The 23,776-nt window shown below is 37.0% G+C and carries 23 protein-coding genes; 11 read left to right on the forward strand and 12 right to left on the reverse strand.

The features are described from left to right. Positions 1 to 121: 121 nt before the first annotated feature. The 4 genes from H6G59_RS10155 to H6G59_RS10170 are packed head-to-tail and all read right to left on the reverse strand — an operon-like array spanning position 122 to position 2,911. Positions 122 to 457, reverse strand: a complete 336-nt coding sequence (locus H6G59_RS10155) for a XisI protein (RefSeq protein ID WP_190714006.1) — start codon at positions 455 to 457, stop codon at positions 122 to 124. Further along, positions 445 to 864, reverse strand: coding sequence for a XisH family protein (locus H6G59_RS10160; RefSeq protein ID WP_190714008.1), 420 nt, complete (start codon positions 862 to 864; stop codon positions 445 to 447). Before H6G59_RS10160 ends, H6G59_RS10155 begins: the two co-directional genes overlap by 13 nt. After that, positions 854 to 2,335 (reverse strand): ABC transporter ATP-binding protein, encoded by a 1,482-nt coding sequence (locus H6G59_RS10165; protein WP_190714010.1) that lies wholly within the window; start codon positions 2,333 to 2,335, stop codon positions 854 to 856. The genes H6G59_RS10160 and H6G59_RS10165 overlap by 11 nt, the downstream gene beginning before the upstream one ends. Positions 2,336 to 2,347: 12 nt before the next feature. Continuing rightward, positions 2,348 to 2,911 carry a Uma2 family endonuclease gene (locus H6G59_RS10170; RefSeq protein WP_190714012.1) on the reverse strand — a complete coding sequence of 188 codons (564 nt, stop codon included), beginning with the start codon at positions 2,909 to 2,911 and terminating at the stop codon, positions 2,348 to 2,350. 201 nt (positions 2,912 to 3,112) lie between these two features. Here H6G59_RS10170 and H6G59_RS10175 point away from each other — a divergent pair, with 201 nt between their 5' ends. Continuing rightward, the gene (locus H6G59_RS10175; protein WP_190714014.1) at positions 3,113 to 3,403 is read left to right on the forward strand and encodes a type II toxin-antitoxin system Phd/YefM family antitoxin; all 291 of its coding nucleotides are present in this window, start codon (positions 3,113 to 3,115) and stop codon (positions 3,401 to 3,403) included. Continuing rightward, the gene (locus tag H6G59_RS10180; protein WP_190714015.1) at positions 3,387 to 3,716 is read left to right on the forward strand and encodes a type II toxin-antitoxin system RelE/ParE family toxin; all 330 of its coding nucleotides are present in this window, start codon (positions 3,387 to 3,389) and stop codon (positions 3,714 to 3,716) included. The genes H6G59_RS10175 and H6G59_RS10180 overlap by 17 nt, the downstream gene beginning before the upstream one ends. A 211-nt stretch (positions 3,717 to 3,927) precedes the next feature. On the opposite strand, the gene H6G59_RS10185 is transcribed toward H6G59_RS10180, so the two are convergent. Both H6G59_RS10185 and H6G59_RS10190 read right to left on the reverse strand, forming a co-directional pair. Continuing rightward, the gene (locus tag H6G59_RS10185; RefSeq protein WP_190714017.1) at positions 3,928 to 4,980 is read right to left on the reverse strand and encodes a BMP family ABC transporter substrate-binding protein; all 1,053 of its coding nucleotides are present in this window, start codon (positions 4,978 to 4,980) and stop codon (positions 3,928 to 3,930) included. A gap of 87 nt (positions 4,981 to 5,067) precedes the next feature. Beyond that, a complete protein-coding gene (locus H6G59_RS10190; RefSeq protein ID WP_190714019.1) occupies positions 5,068 to 7,215 on the reverse strand; it encodes a PD-(D/E)XK nuclease family protein in 2,148 nt (715 codons plus the stop codon). An 87-nt stretch (positions 7,216 to 7,302) separates the two neighbouring features. Between H6G59_RS10190 and H6G59_RS10195 the strand changes: the two genes are divergently transcribed. Further along, a complete protein-coding gene (locus H6G59_RS10195) occupies positions 7,303 to 8,616 on the forward strand; it encodes a proton extrusion protein PcxA (protein WP_190714021.1) in 1,314 nt (437 codons plus the stop codon). A 278-nt stretch (positions 8,617 to 8,894) separates the two neighbouring features. Further along, positions 8,895 to 10,187: a murein transglycosylase A gene (gene mltA, locus H6G59_RS10200; protein ID WP_190714023.1), complete on the forward strand. Its 1,293-nt coding sequence runs from the start codon at positions 8,895 to 8,897 to the stop codon at positions 10,185 to 10,187. Between the two features lie 17 nt (positions 10,188 to 10,204). On the opposite strand, the gene H6G59_RS10205 is transcribed toward mltA, so the two are convergent. After that, a complete protein-coding gene (locus H6G59_RS10205; protein ID WP_190714025.1) occupies positions 10,205 to 10,888 on the reverse strand; it encodes a polysaccharide deacetylase family protein in 684 nt (227 codons plus the stop codon). A 429-nt stretch (positions 10,889 to 11,317) separates the two neighbouring features. Here H6G59_RS10205 and H6G59_RS10210 point away from each other — a divergent pair, with 429 nt between their 5' ends. Both H6G59_RS10210 and H6G59_RS10215 read left to right on the forward strand, forming a co-directional pair. Further along, on the forward strand, positions 11,318 to 12,166 hold the full coding sequence (locus H6G59_RS10210) for an RnfABCDGE type electron transport complex subunit D (protein ID WP_190714027.1): 849 nt from the start codon (positions 11,318 to 11,320) through the stop codon (positions 12,164 to 12,166). 2 nt (positions 12,167 to 12,168) lie between these two features. After that, positions 12,169 to 13,545: a DUF2330 domain-containing protein gene (locus H6G59_RS10215; protein WP_190714029.1), complete on the forward strand. Its 1,377-nt coding sequence runs from the start codon at positions 12,169 to 12,171 to the stop codon at positions 13,543 to 13,545. Positions 13,546 to 13,823: 278 nt separating this feature from the next. On the opposite strand, the gene H6G59_RS10220 is transcribed toward H6G59_RS10215, so the two are convergent. Continuing rightward, a complete protein-coding gene (locus tag H6G59_RS10220) occupies positions 13,824 to 14,486 on the reverse strand; it encodes a helix-turn-helix transcriptional regulator (RefSeq protein WP_127053683.1) in 663 nt (220 codons plus the stop codon). A 102-nt stretch (positions 14,487 to 14,588) separates the two neighbouring features. Here H6G59_RS10220 and H6G59_RS10225 point away from each other — a divergent pair, with 102 nt between their 5' ends. Beyond that, on the forward strand, positions 14,589 to 15,233 hold the full coding sequence (locus H6G59_RS10225) for a DUF3386 domain-containing protein (protein ID WP_190714032.1): 645 nt from the start codon (positions 14,589 to 14,591) through the stop codon (positions 15,231 to 15,233). Positions 15,234 to 15,485: 252 nt separating this feature from the next. Here the strand turns inward: H6G59_RS10225 and H6G59_RS10230 are convergent, their stop codons facing one another. From H6G59_RS10230 to H6G59_RS10245, 4 genes are all read right to left on the reverse strand, one after another. Continuing rightward, positions 15,486 to 16,463 (reverse strand): DNA-methyltransferase, encoded by a 978-nt coding sequence (locus tag H6G59_RS10230; RefSeq protein ID WP_190714034.1) that lies wholly within the window; start codon positions 16,461 to 16,463, stop codon positions 15,486 to 15,488. A gap of 214 nt (positions 16,464 to 16,677) precedes the next feature. Beyond that, positions 16,678 to 17,070 (reverse strand): GFA family protein, encoded by a 393-nt coding sequence (locus tag H6G59_RS10235; protein ID WP_190714036.1) that lies wholly within the window; start codon positions 17,068 to 17,070, stop codon positions 16,678 to 16,680. A 337-nt stretch (positions 17,071 to 17,407) separates the two neighbouring features. Next, positions 17,408 to 17,755, reverse strand: coding sequence for a hypothetical protein (locus H6G59_RS10240; RefSeq protein WP_190714083.1), 348 nt, complete (start codon positions 17,753 to 17,755; stop codon positions 17,408 to 17,410). A gap of 3 nt (positions 17,756 to 17,758) precedes the next feature. Beyond that, on the reverse strand, positions 17,759 to 19,243 hold the full coding sequence (locus H6G59_RS10245; protein ID WP_190714038.1) for a CIA30 family protein: 1,485 nt from the start codon (positions 19,241 to 19,243) through the stop codon (positions 17,759 to 17,761). A gap of 62 nt (positions 19,244 to 19,305) precedes the next feature. On the opposite strand from H6G59_RS10245, the gene H6G59_RS10250 reads away from it, so the two are divergent. From H6G59_RS10250 to H6G59_RS10265, 4 genes are all read left to right on the forward strand, one after another. Further along, a complete protein-coding gene (locus tag H6G59_RS10250) occupies positions 19,306 to 19,794 on the forward strand; it encodes a HugZ family pyridoxamine 5'-phosphate oxidase (protein WP_190714040.1) in 489 nt (162 codons plus the stop codon). A 25-nt stretch (positions 19,795 to 19,819) separates the two neighbouring features. After that, positions 19,820 to 20,704: an alpha/beta fold hydrolase gene (locus H6G59_RS10255; RefSeq protein ID WP_190714042.1), complete on the forward strand. Its 885-nt coding sequence runs from the start codon at positions 19,820 to 19,822 to the stop codon at positions 20,702 to 20,704. 391 nt (positions 20,705 to 21,095) lie between these two features. Continuing rightward, entirely contained in the window at positions 21,096 to 21,329 is a 234-nt protein-coding gene (locus H6G59_RS10260; protein ID WP_190714086.1) for a hypothetical protein, read from the forward strand. Positions 21,330 to 21,610: 281 nt separating this feature from the next. Further along, complete coding sequence (locus H6G59_RS10265; RefSeq protein WP_190714044.1) at positions 21,611 to 23,761, forward strand: peptidase domain-containing ABC transporter; 2,151 nt, start codon at positions 21,611 to 21,613, stop codon at positions 23,759 to 23,761. Positions 23,762 to 23,776 lie beyond the last annotated feature (15 nt).

Raw genomic sequence — 23,776 nt, forward strand, 5'->3', positions numbered from 1 at the left:
TATATCTGTGTATTCTACTACCACCCATCAACAAACCAATCTCCTCTACTGTCTGTCGTTTTTTCAGTATCTAAAATATCAACAAACTCACCTTCATACATTACCGCGATCGACTATTATATTACGCCACACCATAACCCGTATACTCTCTTGCATAGGCTGGCTGTAATCCTAAAATAATATCTTCCTTAAGTACCCCCATAGCTACTAATTCATTAGCAATTTGTTTATCTGTTTGATTTCTTTGAATCCATATTTTACCATCTTTAATATCCAAGTGTATGACACAATTGTAAATGCGACGATGTTTATCCCACCCTAAATCAACTATTTGATAATGATCTTGTTCTCTATCAAAAATTGTTTGAACTTCTATATCACCATTGATAGGTTTACTTTGGCTATATTCAGTCAACAATTCTTGAACACACTGACGATAAAATGTTAATCTGTCCATTTGACTATCACCTCATCAACTGGGTCATATACAATTAGCTTAACTTGATATTGCCGAATAGAAGCTTTTGGTAGATCACGTTGAAAAAACGACTCATAAGCTGATATGGGTACAGCTAAATATAAAATTCTCGTACTATCGCTTACTTCTAATACTAAACGATAGTTTAAAAATTGTCCCAAGGCAGTATGAAAATCAAATAAAGCGGAGTCACTTAAAAAACTTTTAATTTCAATTGCAATCTTTTCTCCTTCTCTTTCAGCCCCTAACAACTTTTCCGCACCTAAATCAATTCTAACTTCATCTTCTTCACCAAACTTTAGTGTGAGAGGGTCGTGTGTAATTAACCACTGTTGTTTCTGAAGACCTTTCTTAACTGCTTCATGAAATTTATCTTTAGCTGACATTTTTACCACCACCCATCAACAAACCAATCTCCTCTACTGTCGTTTTTCCAGTATCTAAAATATCAATAAACTCACCTTTATACATTACCGCAATAGAATTGCTAATTGCCATCACTTCCTCTAACTCTGTGGAAATATACAAAATAGCTGCCCCGCGTTCCCTTTCTGCTAACAATTTTCTATGTACTACTTCTATCGCACCCACATCTAAACCCCTAGTAGGTTGCATAGCTATAATTAAACTCGGTTCTCCTGCTAATTCTCTCGCTAAAACTACCTTTTGTTGATTTCCTCCTGATAGTTGACTTACTTGGACATCTTCAGCTTTAATTCTAATATCAAACGTTTGCATTGCTAATTCAGCATTCTTTTTAATGGCTTGTTTTTGCAACAGAAATTTCCGAGAAAATGGCAATTTTTTGAATTTTGTTAAAATCAAATTTTCGCTAATATTAAACTGCAAAACTAAACCTATTTTTTGCCTATCTTCGGGAATATAACCAATTTTAATATTTTTACTAATTTCGGAATTATACTCAATTTTACCTTCTTTAATAGTTCGCAAACCTGCTATCGTATCTGCTAATTCTCGCTGTCCATTACCATCTACTCCAGCAATTCCTAAAACTTCTCCTTCCCGCAATTGAAAAGAGACATTTTTAACAGCATTCACACCCCTATCATCTGCAACTTGTAAATTCTTTACCGATAACAATAATTTTCCTAAAGATGGAGGAGATTTCTGCAAATTTAAAAGTACTTCTCGACCTACCATTAATTCAGCTAATTCTTGAGATGTTGTATTTTTAGCATTTACTGTAGCGACGACTTTACCCCGACGTAAAACCGTTACCGTATCACACAAATTTATAACTTCTTCTAATTTATGACTAATAAAAATAATCGTATTTCCGTTATTAGCAAGTTGACGCAAAATGGTAATTAAAGATTTTACTTCTTGTGGTGTTAAAACTGCGGTAGGTTCATCAAGAATTAATAATTTTGCTCCTCGGTAAAGAACTTTGAGAATTTCTACCCGTTGTTGTGTTCCCACTGGTAAATCTTCAATTTTGGCATGGGGGTTAATTTCTAATTGATATAACTGAGATAAATTAGTGATTTCTTGTTGTTTTTGTTGAAGATTTAAACGCCATTTATTTTGAGTTCCTAAAATAATATTTTCTGTAACTGTTAATTGCGGTACAAGCATGAAATGTTGATAAATCATGCCAATACCTAATTTGATTGCTTCACGGGGAGAGTTAATTTTTACTGGTTTATTATCTAAATAAATATTTCCTGAATCTGGTTGATAAAAGCCGCTAAGTATATTCATTAATGTGGTTTTACCTGCGCCATTTTCTCCTAATATTCCATGTATTTTTCCAGTTTCTACGGTTAGGTTAATATTGTCGTTAGCGACAAATGAACCAAAATTTTTAGTAATGTTTTCTAATTGGAGATATATCATTTTTTTGAAAATTTATTCATTTAGCCAGCTAAAAATTTGACCCACAGTCAGATTAAAAGACTCTGCAAAAGCTGGAACAGGTAAGCTATCTGTTTCTAGTTCAAATAATAGAATACGTTGATCAGCAAAATAGACAAAAACTAATTTTTCTGCGGGGTCAATTAGCCAAGCCATTTGAGTACCATGACTAATACAATGGAGGATATTACGAACTACTTTAGTTTGACTTTGTTCAGGAGAAAGTATTTCAATTGTCCAGTCAGGAGGGATAGCAAAGGTGTTAGCAACTTCACCATTTTCGTCGCGGGGAATACGTTCCCAAGTGAAGACTGCAATATCAGGTACAATGGATCTACCGCCAAAGGTACAGCGTAATTCAGAGTATGCACGGGCTATGCGCTGGGGTTTGAGTGCTAGGTTAATATGAGAACCGAGGTCAAGCTGAACTGTGCTATGTTTTCCTTGGGGCATGGGTTTTTGAATGATTTCACCGTTAATAAATTCGCTTGCCGGTTTGGTTTCTGGCAATTTGAGAAATTCATCAAGGGTTAGGGGTTTGATAGCGGTTTGAACCATTACCGTTGCTGGTTAGTGGATTGTTAATATTGTATCGTTTTTTAATTGTCAGAATCAGGATATCCAGGATTTAAGGATTTACAGGATGTTGGTTTGCGTTAAGGTTTTTTAGATGTAAAGATTTTTGTGATGTACTAGAAACTTTTTTACTCTTGTATGATAACATTAAATTAGATGCAAATTTAGGTTCAATTAGTTGTCATGATTAATTTAAGTCGAGATATTCAGTCACTTTCAACCTTTAAACGCAATACTAATGAACTGATTAACCAGATGAAAGAAACTGGAGACCCAATGGTTTTAACAGTTAATGGTAAAGCAGAATTAGTAGTACAAGATGCTGTTGCTTATCAAAAATTACTGGATACTTTGGAAAAGTTAGAAACTCTCATTGGTATTAAAAAAGGATTAGAAGATATCGCAACAGGTAATACACAATCTCTAAATCTTTTTATTCAAGAAATGCAGCAAAAATATGGAATTTCAGGTTAAATTAACTGGTAATGCCAAACTAGAAATAGAAGCTGTATATCTTTGGTTAAAAGAATATAATCCTGATTATGCAGATCAATGGTTTAGGGATTTAATGAATACTATTGCTACTTTGCAAGATAAACCTAAACGTTGTGCTTTTGCTAGAGAAAATGATGATTTTACTCAAGAGATAAGACAATTTTTATATGGGAAAGGAAGAAATAAATATCGTGTAATTCTCACCATTGAAGAGGATATTGTTTATATTCTTTATGTACGTCATAGCGCCCAATCTTCAATAATATTCAATCCTCTTGATTTTGAGGAATAGTGTAGATAATGCACGACAGCTTAGAGGATGTCTGAGAAGTATCAGAATTGATCAAGATCCCCCCTCACCCCCCTTTCCAAGGGGGGATAAATTACTCAAAGTCCTCCTTTTTAAGGAGGATTTAGGAGGATCTACAAGTGTTAGATCCCACACGAAAAAGTTTTCAGATATCCTCTTAATGCACCCTACAATCTAATTTGTCTGAATCAGATCATTTCTTCACACAACGGGTATCTTTTCCACCTTCTTTACATGACTCAAAAATGATTTTCTGATCCACAATTTCCTGTTTTATTTTCATCACTTTCTCTTGAATTTCTGGCTTCACTACTCCAAATTTACCCAAATATAGAATCTCTGGTTTTTCCAAACCAATTGTATAAATTTCTCCTTTTAACTGTTTTTGTTTGGCTAATTCTGCTAAATAAGCAATTGCTAAATCTAACCGTTTAACCGCACTTGTTAAAACTGCTTTGGGGGCAATATCTAACTGATCTTTTGTATTCCCAAAAGCATAAACTCCTTGATCACTTGCTGTTTGTAAAACTGTGGCTGAAGAATTATCTAACCATTGAAAAATCACATCATTACCAGCAGAAATTAAAGCCAGAGTGGCTTCTTTAGCTTTGGTAACATCATTCCAATCACCAAGGAAAGTAGAAGTAATTTGAATTTTTGGATTGACAGATTTTGCCCCTAATTCAAATCCCCGTAATTCTTGCTGTGTTGCTTCAAATTCCTGCCCAGCAATGTAAGCTAATTTGTTAGATTTAGTAATAGAAGCGCCAATAATTCCACATAAATAACTAGCTTGTAAATGATCTATTCGTAAAGCTGCGATATTATCACCTTTAATAGAACCATTCACAGCAACAAAGAAAGTATTAGGGAATTGAGAAGCAACTTGTTCTATTGCTGCATCAAATTGTCCACCATGTGCAAATACTACATTGTAGCCTTTACGAGCAAAATCTGTTAATGCTTCTGTTTGATCTGCTTGTGCTACATTTTCTACATACGCAATTTCTGCACCCTGCTTTTGTTTTGCGAGGTTAATACCTTCATAACCAGATTGATTCCAAGCTTTATCTGTGATAACTCCAGGAAGGACAATTGCTATTTTCAATCCTTCACTACTATTAGCTGTTGTGGGTGTAGATGTAGAATTTGAATTAGGGTTATTAGTACAGGCTTTTAGTAGTAAACTAGTACCTAATGTAGCTGAACTATATACAATAAATTTACGCCGATTTAAGTTATTCACCGAGTTAATTGCCCTAAAAAATTATCTTTTGCATACATGATCAAATATTTTAACATTGCTATGTAAAAGTGTTGATTTTTCCAAGCCTTAGAGAACTGGATTTATACTCAGCACTTGGCTACTACAGGAATGAACCAAAGGTAACAGAGGCCCTAACTGTTCCTGTCCATTCACAGCTAAATCACTGTGACACAAATAAACTTTCTCTGAAACACGAGCTAGTAAATCTGCTATAATTCTTTTTAATCTTTGCTCTTCTGCTAATTGTTCGTCTGCTGCTGTCCAAGGTTCTCCCAACCTGTCGCGGAGGAATAAGGTAGCACCAAACAAAGTAGCTGCACCACCTTTAGCCCAGAGTGGTGAACCAGCATCTAGCCAAAAATGCCAGCGGTGAAATTTTCGACTAGCACGGTATTGAAATATAGTCGCTAATGTGACGGCTTTTCTCGCGCTACCAATGGGACGCACGGGGTAGGGATTGGCTGTGATTGTACCACGCCGCAGCAGTTGGATAAATTCGGTGATGGTGGTGGTGAGGGTTTGTTGAGTATGCAGTGAAAGTAAGATATTATCGGTTTGTCTTAATCTATTGTCTACTTCCCAGTAGTGTTGAGCAGTTTCTAGTAGTTCTCGTAATGCTGCTAGTGTTTCATAGGGGGGATTGTTATTTTTACACACAAAGTCTTGAATGGCTTTGTATATCAGAAAAATAGGTGTCAAGGGAAGACGCTGTTGATGTTGCGATCGCTGTTGTTCTATCCACTGTAATATCTGATCATAGGCTGTACTTGCCCCATAGCCGATTCTATCCCAGCGTTCAAAACTCTTAATTGGTAGTAAATGGGGTGTGTTAGGGTGGGGAACAAAGCAAGCGTCTGCGATTAATCCAGCGCGTACAGGATCAATAAATTCTTGTTTCTCTCCGTTATCGATGTGACTTTGACTCAAGACAACTAACATCTCTGCAACTGCATCCCGGTCTACCAGTCTGCCCAAATCAGGATAAACTAAAGTTAGTAAGGTGAGTAATGCTCTGACAACTGGTGAACTAATGAGAGGACGTTGGTCATTAAGGCATTCTACCTGGATATTCTGCTTAGTTAATATTTCTATGAGAGTATAACGTGCGATCGCATCTAACCCTGGTGCAATTATGGCAATTTCTTCTGGTTCGACTTTAAGAGACTTAATCCCATCAATTATTACTTCTGCTGTGTGACGCAACAATTGCGCGCGAGAAGCGGTTTGAATGGGTTGCACAGATGCACTTAAACTGAACATCGCCATTGGTTCTGTGACTAATTCTACCATCGGTTTCACCAATGTAGCCGCCAAACTATCGGCTGGAGAACCAATTAAATTTTCTACCCGACAACGCTGTGCTAGTCTTTGCAAATATTGAGGATCTGCACCCAATCCCCAGCGTATCGCACCATCTGGATTATAGCTAAAAGCGCCTACTGCACCGCCATCTAAGAGTAATTCAAAGAGGTGGTGAGCGATCGCTGGATAATCATCCACATCATCTGCTACAATTGCCTGATAACGATACCTGAGACGCTGCTGATAATCCCTATTAGTTAACAAATGTTGGCTGTAAAGTTCCGTTATCAGTCCATAAGTCAAGAATCCTCTTTCTAAACACCAATTACGCCAATTTAGCAGCAAAGATCCTAACAATTCTGGCTCTAAATTACCGCTATTCTCCTGTAAACCACTTTCTAAAATCTGGGTAATATCTTCACAACGTATACCACTGTAAGCACCCAATTGCCATAAATCCAAAATCCGTCTCACCAAACGATACTCATTTAATCCCGCACGTCGTACAGTTTCTGCTTCTAACTGAGAGCGCCAAAGTTTTGTTGCTAATTCCTGCTCAGTTTCTGGACGCAATCTCACTGGAAATTGTGCTTTAATCTGTAGTGATTCAATTAATAACGGCCAAAATAAAATTACTTCATCCTGAAAAAATCCCAAAGTTGTTTTAGCGCGAATTGGATATTTTCCTGAAGTTAACGTAATAATTATATCAGCCAATTCTCGGCGGTTATCATCATTGGCAGCTAAAACTAAAACTCCCGGCTCTGTTTGTCGGAGGGTTGAAGTTTTTTTAGTATAAAATGATTCTATATTTTGGTTGTCAATTTCTAGCCAATGACAAAACATCTCGGCTATACGAGTAGTTTTACCAGTGCGACTAGTACCAACAATCCAAACAGAATCAGAAACCACCAATAGACTCCTTATAAATTTGTTATTATACTTCGTGCATTAACTTAAGGTTAAGAATCAGCAAACAATACTAGATGATCATCTACGATGAGAAACTCTGTGTTTAGTCAAAAAATATACCCTTTTTTACTAAGTGCTTACAAATGGTATCTACAGACACCAGAACGTTCTTTAGAGGAAGCCTATCAAACAGCATTAAAGATTAAGGAAATCGAAGACAAGCATTTTAATGGTAATAAAATAACCTCTGACTCTTCTGTATACAGCAGTAGTGTCATGGATTATTTGGAAATAGAGTTGAAAAAATTATTAAAAAATGCGCGAATGCGGCTGACTGAGTTTAAAGCAAGTCGTTGGTTTTCTAACGAATCTAAGAAAAAAGCAGCATTTAAAGCAGGTATTGAATATCCCAGCCCTGCTTCAGTTTTAGAAAAGCTAGAATTTATTGATATAGTAATTTCTAAGTATACAATCGATGATCAAGAAACAAACATTTCCAATTCAGCACCTCCATCTATAATAGTAGCAGATAATGCAGCTATTGTTCAATCAAGAAAACCAAAATCATCATTTCAAAATAGCGAACCAAAATCAAAACGCAAAGCTGATACAACAGGGGTTTTACCTCGTTCAATTTTAACCACCATCAATCGTCTCCAAGCCGAATTAGATCCTAATTCCGAACAAGACGTAGTCAAAAATTTCCGTCAGACACAAAAAAGAACAATTATTTCGATTCGGTTTATCTTACTACTAATTATCATACCGCTTTTAACCCACCAATTAACAAAAGCTTTAGTAGTCGGACCATTAGTAGATAAATTTAGAAATTCGCCAACAGTGCAAGTATTTCTAAATTCAGAAATGGAAGAAGAAGCACTAGAGAAAATCCAAAGATTTGAGGAAAGAATCAAGTTTAAAAATTTAATGAGTGATGCACCACCTATATCTTCCCAAGAAATAGAAAATCAGATGAGAGAGAAAGCCCAAGAGGTAGCAGAGGAATTTAGTGCTGAAAGTTCCAATGCGATTAAAAATGTATTTGCCGATATTTTCTCTGTAGGTGCTTTTATCTGGCTGTTAATTATTAGTAAGTCTTCTATTGCCGTCCTCAAAGATTTCTTTGATCATGTAGTATATGGATTGAGTGATAGCGCCAAGGCATTTATTATAATTTTGTTTACTGATGTATTTGTCGGATTCCACTCTCCTCACGGTTGGGAAGTACTTCTAGAAGGAATATCACGCCATTGGGGATTACCTGCAAATCGGGATTTTATCTTTTTATTCATTGCTACATTTCCAGTAATTTTAGATACTATATTCAAGTACTGGATTTTCCGGTACTTGAATCGAATCTCACCTTCGGCAGTTGCGACATATCACAATATGAATGAATAAAATGAATTAGGGACTAGTACCGCTTGCTCGGAATTAAAAATTAACAATTAAAAATTAAAAAAGTAGATTAAACAGGCTTTTTCAGTATTTTTAATGGTTGCTTAACTTACGCCGTGTTGTACTAGTGATGGTAAATTCAATAAATATGTATTTATTGCAATTCTAATTCAAGTGAGGTACACCGAAGAAAGATTTAACCGCAGATGGACGCAGATAAACACAGATAATTTTGTACTTCATTAGATGAAGAAACGCTATATAATAATATCATTTGATTTATGAAAAAAATCCTGAACACTACGATCAGCTTACCTATTTTTTTAGGTGCTTTTCTGATGCCTCTAGAACCGATTAAATATCAACAACAACAAATTACAAATCAACAAATCATTTCACCAGAATGTCTGGTTAAAAAATGGGAATTACCAGATGAGTTAAAAAGCAAAAATGAAAAGAAATTACCTGTTCTCATCTCCAGAGTTCCAGTTACCTGTTGTGAAAATGATGCTTCTTGTTTAGATGAGAGGATTTATGGTGGGGATAATGAAAAAATAGCAGATAAAAAAGCGCTGTTAACAGCCATCGACCAAAGTTTAAAATATTTGCAAACTCGTGGTGCTGAAGTTGCTTATAAAAAATATAAAATCCCGGAAATTACCAAGGAACGTGTTGACAAAAGTTTGCGAAGATTCCGGGAATTGCTATTATCAACTAATTCCTCCAAAGAACTGCACAAAGCTATTGAAAAAGAATTTGTCTTTTATCAATCTTTGGGTAAAGATACCAAAGGTACAGTTTTGTTTACTGCTTATTATGAACCACTATATTTAGCCAGTCGCAAACCGACAAAAGAGTTTCGTTACCCTGCTTATCGCTATCCTGCTGATTTAGCATCTTGGACTAAACCCCATCCCACCCGGTTAGAATTAGAAGGTGCAGATGGCTTACAAGGTGCAAAAGGTAAATTAAAGGGTTTAGAATTATTTTGGTTCCGCGATCGCTTGGAACCTTATATAATTCAAATTCAAGGTTCAGCACGACTAAAATTAACAGATGGAACACAAACAACCATCGGTTATGCAGGTAACACCGCTTATAACTATAAAAGTTTGGGACGCTTATTAGTAGAGGATGGTAAATTCCCTTTAGAAGGTTTAACCATGCCCATAATTCTTGACTATTTCCAAAAATATCCCCAAGATTTAAATATTTATATTCCCCGCGATCGCAGTTTTGTGTTTTTCCGAGAAACCAACGGTAAGCCAGCACAGGGTTCTATAAGTGTACCACTCACACCAGAACGTTCCATCGCTACAGATAAATCTTTAATGCCTCCCGGTGCTTTAGCATTAATTCGCGCACCTTTTCCCTTTCCTAATCAAAACGGTGAATTAGAACATCGTACAGTTAGCCGTTATGTATTAGATCAAGATACAGGAGGAGCAATTAAAGGCGCTGGGAGAGTAGACTACTTCCTAGGTACAGGTGAAATAGCAGGAGATCGAGCAGGTGTCACAGTCAGTAATGGACAACTATTCTATTTGCTACTCAAACCTAAAAATAATTCGTAATTCGTAATTCGTAATTTTTAATTCCCCAGAGAGGTTAACTGATTCCATAAACTATCAACAGTTACAAATTCATAACCTTGTTGTAATAATTGCGGAATCAAAATTTCGAGAGTAGCAGCAACATCTTGTCCACCAAAAACACCATCATGTAAAACAATTAAAGAACCATTTCTCACCTGTTGCAAAATTCGCTGCACTACAACATTAACACCCGGACGTACCCAATCTTCCGGTACAACACTCCACATCACAGGACGATAATTCCACTGTTGAAATAACTTTAAAGTTGCAGGTGTAAAAAACCCATTTGGAGGACGGACATCTCGCAATAATTCAGGTTTTAAATCACAAGCATTGTCAATAGCAACTTGGGTTTTTTCTAAACTCTGCTTTAATTCAGTTGGGGAAAGCAGAGGAAAAGAATGATGTTCATAACCATGCAAACCTATCCAATGTCCCCCATCTTTAACTGCTTTAGCAATATGTGGTGAACGGTTGACACAAACACCTAACCAGAAAAAACTAGCTGTAATTTTGTAACGATTTAAAACTGCTAACACTTGAGGTGTGTATTGGGGATGAGGTCCATCATCAAATGTGAGAGCGATATTTTTTTTATTACCATCTCCACCCCAAAGACAGTTAGGAAAACTCGGTTGGAGAATACGGTAAACAAGTGGGAACAGAGGTGCAAACTGCATTTTAGGTCTTAAGTAAGTTAGCTTCCACACCCGCCCGGAACTTAAGTTCCGGTCTAATAGCTAAAGTCTACTGAAGTAGACTAAAAATTTTTTGGGATATTTATATTTATAGGACTTACGCAAAAACCTCTCAAACTCTTATTTCTCTGTGTCGCGCCAGTTGCTACAGCGGGGGGAACCTCAAAAAATAAATTACCCAAAAATCGTAGGGTGGGTTAGGACGGTAGACGGTAGTCCGTAACCCACCATAAAATTAGGGGATTTTTTTATTTGGAAGTCCCTAAGTCGGGAAACCCTTCCTGTGCAACTGTCTTCCGATTTGAAAAATGATAGTGAGAGTTGTAACAAAAACTGTAACAAGAATATTATTTCCCCTAACTTTCGACTACATTAATGACAAATAACAGGGTAATCCCTGAGTGAAGGGTAATGTTCAAAGATACTCGAGACTATCAAATTCTCTTTCTCAGCCTGTTCCTCATGTTAGGAATTGGGACAAGAGACTGGACACTACGTCCTGAATTGATTGTAATAGCGATCGCAACTTGTCTGTTAACCCAATGGATATGGTCATTGGTAATTAGTCCAGAACCAACTCACATCAAACCAACGTTCAATCTCCGCAGTTCCTTAATTACCTCTTTAGGACTGAGTTTACTGCTACGGGCTGACCATTGGACAACGATGGTTTTAGCCGCAGCAATGGCTATTTCTAGCAAATTTATCTTCAAAATTGGCGATAAGCATTTCTTCAACCCTGCCAATTTTGGCATTATTACCGTCTTATCACTAACCTCTGATGCTTGGGTTTCCCCCGGACAGTGGGGTGAAGAATGGTGGTATGGGCTGTTATTCGCTGGAACTGGGGGACTGGTTCTACAACGTGTTGGTCGTTGGGATACCACAGCCGCTTTTTTAGGTGCTTACTCCTTACTGGAAGCAGTACGTAATATTTGGCTAGGTTGGACTTGGGATGTTTACTTACATCGCTTGATGAGTGGGTCATTAATATTATTTGCCTTATTTATGGTGACAGATCCTCGGTCAATTCCCAATAGCCGCATAGGGCGGATTATTTGGGCTGTGTGTATTGCCATAATCACCTTTATTCTGCGGAATTATTTCTTTCTTTCTACTGCCGTTTTTTGGGCTTTATTTGCCTTAGCACCCTTGACTATTCTCTTGGATACTATCTTGTTTGCACCCAGATTTTCTTGGCAGAAGGAAGCAGAAGTACAGGAAGAAAATCCCCAATTACAAATTAGTCAGGTTTTATAAAAATGAAAAAATTTAGATTATTTATCCCCTTATTAATAGCACTTGTCGCAGTGCTATTTTTTGCACCAGCAGCTTGGGCTTTTTGCGGTTTTTATGTTGCCAAAGCTGATGCCAAATTATATAACAAAGCTTCTCAAGTTGTAATTGCGCGAGAAGGAGATAAAACAGTTTTAACAATGGCCAATGACTTTCAAGGTGAAGTGAAAGACTTTGCTGTAGTTATACCAGTGCCAACGGTGATTAAAAAAGAGCAAGTGCGCGTTGCTGAACCTAAAATTATCGAACGATTAGATGCTTTTAGCGCCCCAAGATTAGTAGAATATTTTGATTCTGACCCCTGCGCCCCAATTTCCAAAATGGCTGATATGCCAGCACCACAATCCGCAGGAGCAACTAGAAACGCACAGGAAAGTAGGAGAAGAGATAACAGTTTAGGTGTGACAGTTGAGGCGCGTTTCAATGTTGGTGAATACGATATTGTCATCCTCAGTGCTAAAGAATCTGGTGGACTAGAAACTTGGCTTAACCGCAATGGCTACAAAATTCCCAGAGGGGCAAAAGAACTACTAAAACCCTATATTCGTTCTTCAATGAAATTCTTTGTTGCTAAAGTCAACTTAGATAAATTTGAAGAATCTGGTTATCAATTACTCAGACCTCTGCAAATCTCCTACCAATCATCTAAGTTTATGTTGCCCATTCGCTTGGGTATGATTAATGCTACCACAGAGCAAGATTTGATTGTTTATATTCTCTCGCCGAAAGGACAAGCAGAAGTTACCAATTATCGAACAGTTAAAGTTCCTTCTAACGTTAATATTCCTGTTTTTGTCAAAAATGAATTTGGCGACTTTTATAAATCCATGTTTCAAACTTCTTACACTAAAGAAGATAAAAAAGTTGCTTTTCTAGAATATGCTTGGAATATGAGTAGTTGCGATCCTTGTTCTGCTGATCCTCTCAACTCCGAAGAACTCAAGCAAGCTGGTGTGTTTTGGTTAGATAATAATCCTGATTTCAATGGCATAACACAGCCAAGATTTGGTCGTCCCTTCCCCACAAGTAATGTTTTTATTACTCGTTTGCACGTCCGCTACACTCGCAATAAGTTTCCTGAAGATTTGATGTTTCAAGCAACTTCTAATCAAGAATCTTTCCAAGGACGTTATATTTTACAACATCCCTATACAGGTAATTTACAATGTTCTGCGGGTAGGGAATACAAACGGTCTTTATCTGGGCGTTTTGAACAAGAAGCTCAAACTCTTGCTAAGTTAACTAATTGGCAGATTCAAAATATTCGTCAAAAAATGAAGTTTAATGTAGGAATTCAGACTACTTCTTGGTGGGAAAATCTGTTAACTTGGCTAGGATTATAGATACTAAAAACGGTTGAAAACTTTACTTTTAAACGCAGCGGTTCGCTGAGGTAAACGCAAAGTGACGCAGAGTTTTTATTGAAGTTTTCACAGTATCAAAATGACTTTTTCTCCCCCTAAGCAGTTATGGTGGTTCTCGGTTGAGTGAAATACAAGAACCCCACCCCCAACCCCCTCCCTGCTGTTTCGTGGAGGGGACTAAGAGGATGTTTTAAAAGTTTTGGGCGAATATAATAGAGCCTACGGCTCCCGTTAGGGATACGCTACTACTTATTGATTTAAGCTACGAGATTTTGCAATTTTGCTACCATTTCCGCACGTGCTGATACCCCCAATTTGCGGAACATTCTTTTCAATGCTTGCTTAACAGAATTTTGGGTAATCCATAATTTAGTGGCAATTTCTGCATTAGTTAAACCTTGGGCTACCAATTCAGCAATTTCTAATTCCCTTGGTGTGAGAGGACTGGGGACAGTAGAGGGGAAAGTTTTTGGTTTTGCCCGTAGTGTGGCTAGTTTGCTTGATAAATGAATACATAAGGCACTAAGGTCAGCTAAATCATTACTATTAAAAGGTGGACTGCCTTGGTCACGGGCAAAATTCAACGTTCCTACCAAATGACCATCGGACACTATTGGCCCAGTCATCACATGGTCATGACGGGTGCAAAAATGCTTCCAATCACTGGGAGATAAGATTAATTGCTCATGGGTAGGGGCGTGACGTTCTACCACATATTGACCAACAGGATTGCTTTCTAAACAAGCTGCGGGCATTTCTGGAAAGTCTATTTTGGTTGGGGAATCGTCATCGAGGAAAGAAATACCCCAATGTTGCACTCCAAAATGGTCGCCAATGGTATCCATCAGAGCCTGTTTTAATTCTTGCTCATTTTGGACATTAGCGATCGCTTGAAAAATGGCGTGGAGAGTTTTAGCCATAAGAGTACCCACTTGGGGACTATGCGAACCTCAATCATTATCTCTATGCTAATACCAGCAACATTAAAACGCTATTATTACTGGTGGCGATAGGAGAAGCACATGACAGTTACACAAATCTCTGCCCAAGAACTTTTCCGGGCTGCTTATGAAAACCGCTACACTTGGGACAAAAATTTCCCTGGTTATACCGCAGATATTACTTATAAGTATGATGGCCAGGTGATCACAGGTCAAGTTCGTATTGATGCTAATCTCAAAGCCGAAGTTTTGGGTGTAGAAGACGAAGCAGCTAAAAAAGCGATTCACGGTCAAGCTTGGGAAATAGCCGTACACCGTGTCCGTCGCGCCTTTGAAGACACTCACAGCGCCAATACTTTTAGCTACGGTAACACTGACGCAAGTGGTGCAGTAGAGATTTTGATGGGTGGGAAGGCTGAAGGGGACAAATATAAAGTTCGTAATAATGAAGTTTGCCACGTACACCGTTTAATTCATGGTACTTTTGTGACAATTGACACTTTTAGCAGTCTTGATACAGGGGCGGGATATTTGTCTCATACCTATGATTCTGTATATCATGACCCCAAAACTGGCGAACAAAAGGGCGGTAGAAGTGAATTCACCGATGAATATGAAAAAGTTGGTGAGTATTTCATTTTGAATCGTCGGGAAATTCGCACTGAGATAGACGGTAACGTTTCCATTCAGGAATTTATCTTTTCTAAGATCGAGTTGTTAGGCTAGATTTCTCAATAATCTGCGATCGCTTTCGATCATGTGAAAGCATAGACATATAGCCATTCTTGCAGAGGTTGTGAACATCTTTTAGGTTGGGTTAGATGCTGTAATTAACTTATAAAGCTCACAGATAAATCTAAAACTGCGTCGTAACCCAACATCCACTTGAAAATATGTGTTTATAACTCATTTAGAATCGCTATAACAACAAATAAACCTCTTTCCTAATAGGAGAGAGGCTTTAATGTTAAAATGCAATCAATATCTAATCTTAATATTTTCATTTTCTGGCATTAAGAGAAGCTTCTGAAATATCCTTGCAGCCTCTTCTACACCTTGATTAACATCCATAAATCTAAACGCAGAAGCAGCTAAATAAGCAGGATTCTGTTCAAAAGCCAGCCAATTTCGCTCGACAGCTTCCGCAGCCGCACCAGTAGTATTAGAACCTGCAAATATATCAAGAACTAGATCTCCTGGTTCCGTGAGAAAATCAATAAAAAATGCAGGTAATTTTTGTGGAAATCGTGCAGGATGTGTCGCAATTCCCCCAGCTTTGCAAAGTTGCATATATCGAGAATTGCTTTCTGTATTAGGAATTTGTAATAAATTAGAAGGAATTGCACCACCATTATCATTCGCAAAAGCAGAACTAATATCATGTCCAGAAGGACGTGCTTTAGGTTGATAATATTTTTCAGGATTAGCTTGCAGCTTTTTCATACGTTCAGAATAAGGAACAAGAACCTTACTCACATTAGCTTTAGGAAAATCAGTTTTAGATAACCACCAAATAGTATTTACAGAATCCTTAGCACGAATTTTACGTTTATTTACCCATTCAATTGGAGAAGGTAATTTAGAAGGATTGTACCAAAAAAACTCCTCCGCTAAACGAAAATCAAGTTCATCACATAACTTAATTAAAATGCGATAATTATAAAGTGAGCGCACAGGACGTTTACTTTTATAGGCTCCCCCCAAATCAATTACAAAACTTCCTTCAGGTTTCAGCACCCGATACACCTTTTTGCAGAAACCAAACAACCAATCTACATAATCTTTTTGTTCAACATTCCCATAATCTTTTTCCCGTTGTAATGCAAAAGGGGGAGAAGTAATCACCAAATCAATTGAGTCACTTTCCACATTATCTAGTAATTCCAAAGCATCTCCAACATAAGCAGATCCATAATTTGTAGTATATAAAGGTGTTCCCAACAAAGTAGATAACATTTTAAACCAAAGCTATTTTATTCTTTCCAAGTCTACAATAATTTGGATGTGTTGTTCTCGTTCCCATATTTCTCATTCCTCGTTCCCATTTCCTCGTTCCCATACTCTGTATGGGAATGAATTCTAGAAGGCTCTGCCTTTAGTAGAAGTAGAGTCAGAGCCTCTGTGATAGCATTCCCAGTCTCTGACTGGGAACGAGATACACAGCTTACAATTAATTAACTAACTTATGAATATTATCCTCCCAATTAGCACCATCAAACGGCACAATCTCAAAATTACCTATTACATTCCCATCTAAACAGCGCACATTTACATCAATACAATCAGGATGACTGCGAGGAATATAAAAAGAATGAATTCCACAAATACCACAAAATTTATGTTGTGCAACTCCAGTATTAAACGTGTAAGTTTTCAACACATCTTCACCTTGCAACAAAATAAACTTTTCTCGCGTTACAATTAAATGTAAAAATCCCTTCTTACTACAAATAGAACAATTACAATCATCAATCTTGTGTTGATCAACTATTACTTTAAAGCGTACCGCACCACAGTGACAACCACCCTCATAAGTAGCAATTTCATTGATATTTTTTGTCATCTTAATTACCTTATAGCATTTCCTAGTCTAACAGGATGTTTGAAAAGTCTTTAGTGATGTATCAAAGAATTTTAGATCCCCCTAAATCCCCCTTTCCAAGGGGGACTTTGATTCTAGTTCCCCCCTTAAAAAGGGGGGTTAGGGGGGATCAATAAGTTCCTAAAGTCACAGCCAAAAACTTTTAAAACATCCTCTAATGAAGTAAAAAATTATCTGCGTCCATCTGCGTCCATCTGCGTTTAATTATTACTGCTTGTACCTCATGACAATGGGAATTGCTATATTTATATATTCCATATTTAGCCCCCAACCCTAGGAGGGAAGGGGGTTAAGTTTTTCAGCGTGATTCAAGTTTAGTAACTCGCGTTGTTAATTGATTAACTTGTTGCTTCAATTCAACCACCAAAGTTGATAATCTATCAAACATTTTATCACGTTCTGATGGTGATAAAGTGCGTCTAGCGCCTGTGGACTGTGATGGAGTCGGTGTGATTTTAGGAGATGAAAATTGGCGGTTTTGACTGAGTAATAACTCAATCTGGTTTAACCGCAACTCTAGACGACGCATATCAGACTCCAAATTATTAACCCGGAAATCTACTTGCTGTGATGAAGCCGTCTTTGAGAAGAAACTACTACCAATCATCATCACTACAACGACAAAAAATAATAATCTTCTAATCAACATTTATTTATCAGGTTGTAATTTAGAAAAAAGCTCCTGTAAATCAACAGAATTAGCTGTATTTGCTCCCTCTTTTACTTCAAAGGTGAGATTACGAGCTTTGGTTTTTTGAATTAATTGAATGCAAAGTTCGGCAATATCCTCGCGGCTGATTTTTCCACGAATATTATCACCTTGCTCAAATATAAACTCCTTACCTCCAGCATCTTCAGTTAAAGCACAAGGTCGAATAATTGTGTAAGGAATTCCACTTGATCTTAAACTATCTTCACCTTTCAACTTCCATGTTAAAATTCCTCCCAATTGGTCATTTAATCTGACCGCTGGTGGTTCTTCATCTAAATTAATTCCTGGTCTTCCGGGACGAGTTACCCCAGCAGAACTAATGAGAACAAATTGGGGTAAGCTTTCACCACCATAGGCTTTAATCGATTCTAGTTGCAGTGCAAAACTACCAGGAGTAAACTTAGGATTTAAAGCCCCATCATATTCAAACTTACTTAACATCAATTGAAATGAACAAACTTTGCTAGAATCAATTTTTGGAGCATCCTTCACAATTTTGGCTCGAAATACAGGAACTAAATTTGCAAATGGAATAGTAATATCTATCCAAGTATTAGCTACCGTATCGAAAGAATAGCTGTAACCAACACCATCCCAAGTTGATTCTGTCCGCAAAAAGATTTTATAACGCTGTCCGTCACCTTTGACGCGCAATTTAACACCTTCATAACCAGATAAATCAAACGGTGGGGAAAAGTTTTTTGTTCTGACAGAAGCAAATCCCCCAGAGTTAGCAGTGGAAACATTACCACTAAATAAAGCTGTATTTTCTAATATTTGGAAACTACTTGCACTCACACCACCCATGACAACATCATCCAGCGCACCCCAGATATTTTTTAATTCATCTGTTGGTTGAGTAAAATTAAATATCAGTTTTTCACCAGCGGTAGGTAGATATTTTTTTGCTGCTTCAACTAAATTTTTCACACCACGATATTCGACATTTTCTGGTGTGTCACCAACAATCTCTGGTAAGTAAAATTTAACACCTTGGTAGTATTTGGATCTATCTGCTGTATCTCCCTCCACTGGTTGTACCCGCACTGACGTACAACAAATTACAGATTCTACATTACCCATAACCAAACTATTCAAAGTTTCAGGTATAGTAATATCCCCATCTACTAAGTCAACATCGTTACCTAGAACTAGTCTTGCTTTTTCAATATCTCGGACTAGACAGCGGAATTTGTATCCCTGTTCCCGCAATCGTCTGACTACTCGTTTACCAACACCACCAGTCGCACCCGCTACTAGAATTACACCCATATTTCTTCCCCCATTTGGTTTATCTTGATTATCTTTGGGACGACCTGGAATTAACTGCTGTACCCAGTTAAGAACAGGAAATACCTCAAAGTAGGTCAAGGTTTTGATAAACCTGCATAAATCCCATTGAGAACGATTTTGGTCAGTCACAATTGCATTATTACCATTTTATTTTATAATAGCTAATAAAATCTTACCAAGTAAATAAACAGATGAGTAAAATCGAAAAAGCTCAAGCTGAGTATGAAAAATTTACTGAAAAATTTGAAAGTATCATCATCAGTACTGTTAACGATCAGGGAATCCCTAACGCGAGTTATACTCCTTTCGTCATAGATGATGCTAAAAATATCTATATCTACGTTAGTGGTCTTTCTACTCACACCAAAAATATTTATGCTAATCCTCATGTGAGTATTTTATTTATTGAAGATGAAGTTAATACTAAACAAATATTTGCCCGTCGTCGTTTAACTTTTGATTGCACCGCAACTCTGCTAGAGCGAGAAACTGATCAATGGAATCAAATTGTTCAACAATTTCAAGAGCGTTTTGGAGAAATTATTGAAATGTTACGCAGCTTACCTGATTTTCGGATTTTCCAACTAACTCCAATTGAAGGAAGATTTGTAATCGGCTTTGGATCTGCTTACCATATCAGTGGTGATAATCTTAATCAACTTACGTTGATAACAGAATAATTCCTAATCATAATTGATAATTTATATGCTTCAGTTTCAACCTCCTGGTTTTGGACAAAAAGTTATTAATACATCTTTGGGAGCAATGGTTTACTATACCCAAACTAGCGCACCTTGGGAGATTGTTGACAGTCAAGAATTACCTCCGCTATTATTTTTACATAACTTTGGTGGTGGTGCATCTGCTTACGAATGGTCTAAAGTTTACCCTGCATTTGCCTCTGAATATCGCATTTTAGCCCCGGATTTAATTGGTTGGGGAGAATCTGCTCACCCTGTGCGAGATTACCAAATTCAAGATTATCTGACTACTATTACTGAGTTTATCACCCAAACTTGTCACGAACCAGTAACTGTAATAGCTTCTTCTTTAACCGCTGCTTTTACTATTCGTCTTGCTCTTACTCAACCTGATTTATTCAAAGAACTATTTTTAGTCTGTCCCTCTGGGTTTGATGACTTTGGCCAGGGTGCTGGACGTAGATTACCACTTTCGGTGATCAATATGCCTTTTTTGGATAATTTAATTTATGCTTTAGGTGCAGAAAATGAAATTGCAGTCAGAAATTTTTTGCAAAGTTTTCTTTTTACAAAACCACAAAAACTTACTCAAGAAATAGTAGAAGCTTATTTAAATTCAGCACAACAACCAAATGCAAAATTTGCTGCTTTAGCATTTTTGCGTGGTGATCTTTATTTTGATTTGAGTTTATATATTCAGCAACTCAAAATTCCTACTGTGATATTTTGGGGTGAAGAAGCACAGTTTACCAATATCACATTGGGACGGCGTTTGGCAAGTTTAAATAAAAGCGCAATTCGAGATTTTCAAGCGATCGCTCACACAGGAATTTTACCACATCTCGAAACACCAGAAGTTGTAATTTGTCTATTACAAAAATATCTTTAGATATTATGGGTACAAGTTTCTCCTCTATAAGGTGAGAGTTATGAGTAAAGTTTATGACTTCCCTAAATCCTTTTAGATTGACAGCAATAAATATTGCCTTACCCCTACTTAATTTGGCATCAAAACGATAATCGCTATAACAGCGATTTTTTTAATTCAATTTTCATATTTATTATATTGACATAATTAGGCGTAATTGGAGCGTGTATTTTTCGGAAGTACCATTGACGTAAATATGAAATATATATTTCTAAATCTGGTAATTAAGTTTGCAGAAATTGAGCATGAATTCAAAGGTTGGTTCTCGATATTCTATTAACAAGCGAGGGGTTGAGCAGCACGCAAAACTAAATCAACTCCAAGCAATAACTCAGATCAAGGAGATTCTATCATGTCTAACTTACTATTTACCGAAGTCCCAGTTGAACAACAAGAAATCGTAGCTGGTGGTTTTAGTTTCTTCAAGAAGAAGTTCGATTTCAATAATGACATCGATGTAAAAGTGAAAGAACTAGAAATCGATAAGATTTTTGGTGGTGTTAATACCCAGGTTAATAGTGGGCTAAATAAAGGTCAGATTGCTGGAGACGATATCTACAACTACAATTTGTACTTCGGCTGGTAATTTTCTCATAACATATAGCGATCCTAATTCAGTCTTCAAACAAAATGTCGATTTAAATAGGATTGCTATAATTGCCTGATTAAAGGTTCTAGAATTGCTCTTTTTCTCTCTTGAAAACAATGAATAAGAGTTTAAATTCTAGAACCTTACTTTCAACATTTATATTCCAGAATTTGTATTAATTTGCTAAATTTTTTCCTAAAGCTAAGAGAGGATATTTTTAAATATACTCCAAAACATTGAATCCTATTCTATTTCTTATTTTCTAGGGTGATTTGCTGATGAAATACCAGTTCGTTAAACAGCATAGTGAAGAGGATTGTGGCGCAGCTTGTCTGGCTGCGATTGCCAAATATTATGGGCATACTTTTACTCTCAACCACATCCGTGAAGCCGTAGGAACTGGGCAATTTGGAACCACTTTATTGGGTTTGAGACGGGGGGCAGAAACACTGGGTTTCAATGCTAAACCAGTAAAAACTTCACCAGAAATTCTCGACCGAATTAATGAAGCACCACTACCAGCAATTATTCACTGGAAGGGGAATCACTGGGTTATTTTATACGGTAAGAAAGGCAAAAATTTTCTAATTGCTGATCCCGCAGTAGGTATCCGTTATCTTTCTCAAAAAGATTTAGCAGAAGGTTGGACAGATTGGTTGTTGCTGTTAATTGAACCAGATCCTACCCGATTTCTTGCCCAAAAAGATGATAAAGTTGGTGGCTTTTGGCGCTTTTTCAAACGCGTCTGGATTTATCGCGCCATTTTATTTCAAGCCTTACCGATCAATTTAATATTAGGTTTATTATCTTTAGCCTCCCCTTTCTTACTGCAAATTCTCACAGATGATGTGCTGATTAGAGGCGATACAAAATTACTCACTACTATGGTAATTTCTGTAATAGTGATGAATTTGATTTCTAGTAGCCTTGCATTTATCCAATCTAACTTGATTGCTCACTTTGCCCAACGCCTACAATTAGGGTTAGTTATGGAATTTGGACGGCAAATTCTCCGCTTACCTCTAAGTTATTATGAAGCTCGACGTAGTGGCGAAATCGTTAGTCGTTTGCAAGATATAGAGCAAATTAATCAGTTGGTCTCTCATCTCATAATCAGTTTACCTAGCAAATTTTTTATTGCGCTGATTTCTCTAGGGTTCATGATTTTTTATAGCTGGAAACTTAGCGTTTTGGCTATATTTATAGCTATAGTTATGACCATATCTACAGTTATATTTCAGCCAAGTTTGCGGCAAAAAACTAGTGAAGTTTTAGTTACAGAAGCAGAAACACAGGGCGTTTTAGTAGAAACCTTTAAAGGCGCTCTAACTCTCAAAACAACTACATCTGCACCGCAATTTTGGGATGAATTAGAGAGTAGATTTGGTCGTCTTGCTAATCTTACATTCCGCACCATCCAAATTGGAATTATTAATAATACTTTTTCTGGCTTTGTCTCGTCCATCGGGAGTATTATTTTACTTTGGTTCGGTGGTAATTTAGTGATTAATCCATCTGAATATTTAAGCATCGGGCAGCTTCTAGCATTTAGCTCGATGAATGGTAATTTCTTGGCATTAATTAGCACTGTTATCAGTTTTGTTGAAGAATTTACTCGTGCGAAAACTGCCATAGAACGACTAACAGAAGTTATAGATGCCACTCCAGAAAATCAAGGTGATGGGAAAAAGCCTTTTGCACACATTCCCGAAGCTGCTGACATAATTTGTACAAATGTCAACTTTCATTATGCTGGTCGCATTGACCTATTAGAAGACTTTTCTTTAACAATTCCTGGAGGTAAAGTTGTTGCAATTATTGGTAAATCTGGATGTGGTAAAAGTACCCTAGCGAAATTAATTTCTGGATTATATCAACTCCAGTCTGGCAATATCCGCATTGGACTTTATAACCTTCAAGACCTTTCTTTAGAATGTCTCCGTCAACAGGTAGTTCTTGTTCCCCAAGATGCTCATTTTTGGAGTCGTTCTATTGTAGAAAATTTTCGGTTGGGAGCGCCTTACGTTACATTTGAGCAGATTGTCAGAGTTTGCCAAATTTCTGGTGCTGATGAATTTATCAGTAAACTTCCAGAAAAGTATCAAACTATTTTAGGCGAATTTGGTGCAAATATTTCTGGTGGTCAACGTCAAAGATTAGCAATAGCTAGAGCTATTGTTACAGATCCACCAATTTTGATTTTAGATGAATCTACTGGTGGGCTTGACCCTGTGAGTGAGACACAAGTTTTAGATCAATTATTTAAGCATCGCCAAGGGAAAACAACTATTTTAATTACTCACCGTCCCAAGGTAATTAATCGTGCTGATTGGATAGTTTTACTAGATCAGGGCAAATTAAAACTAGAAGGTATTTTGGATGACTTAAAAACCAAACCTGGTGATCATTTAGATTTTTTAATTCCATAATTATTGATAATAATC

Origin of the sequence: Anabaena lutea FACHB-196 (assembly GCF_014698305.1) — a bacterium.
GTDB classification, from domain to species: Bacteria; Cyanobacteriota; Cyanobacteriia; order Cyanobacteriales; family Nostocaceae; genus Anabaena; species Anabaena lutea.